Below are 579 nucleotides of genomic sequence, written 5' to 3' on the forward strand. Positions count from 1 at the left end.
GACGAAAACCAACATCTTTTTCCCCAATCCGAAGGCGAGCAAGGATTCCTACATGGCGCGCTTTTCGCTGACGGCGAAAGAGTTCGAGTTCGTGCGCCGTACGCCCAAGGAAACGCGCACCTTCCTGGTCAAGCACGACAGCGATTCCATCGTGGCCAAGCTTGACCTGTCGGGCATGCCCGACCTCATCAAGGTGCTCTCGACCAACGAAGCCAGCATCAAGGAATGCGAACGGCTGCGCGAGATCTACGGGCAAGAGCCGGAGGCGTGGCTGCCATATCTGTGCGGATGGGAGAGCGAGCATGAAGAAGCGGCTTAGCAGCGTGATCGCCGCGGCCGCGATCATGCCTGGGCAGATGGCGGCCCTCCCGGCGCTGGCCCAGATCGCCGTCATCGACAATTCCAATCTGGACAAGCGCGCGCAAGACGAAGAGCACAGCACAAAATCGCAAGAATCCAAATCCGACGAGCAGGAGAAGAAAAAGAGCCTCGTTTGCACCTATACGAACAAGTACAGGTCGCAAATGTTCAGCCGCTCCCCTGGCGAGGCGCTGAGCCGCGACGCCGAAAACGCAAAGC

The 579-nt window shown here is 59.1% G+C and carries 1 protein-coding gene and 1 pseudogene; both read left to right on the plus strand.

All coding sequences use genetic code 11. From position 1 onward, the window contains the following. A pseudogene (locus EOA29_RS39330) lies at positions 1-319 on the plus strand (type VI secretion protein); the annotation flags it as partial. Next, positions 303-579: hypothetical protein (locus EOA29_RS39335; protein ID WP_145970154.1), on the plus strand; the 277-nt coding region annotated here is incomplete at its 3' end. The pseudogene EOA29_RS39330 and the gene EOA29_RS39335, both read left to right, overlap by 17 nt.

Origin of the sequence: Mesorhizobium sp. M1E.F.Ca.ET.063.01.1.1 (genome assembly GCF_003998155.1) — a bacterium.
Classification (GTDB): domain Bacteria; phylum Pseudomonadota; class Alphaproteobacteria; order Rhizobiales; family Rhizobiaceae; genus Mesorhizobium.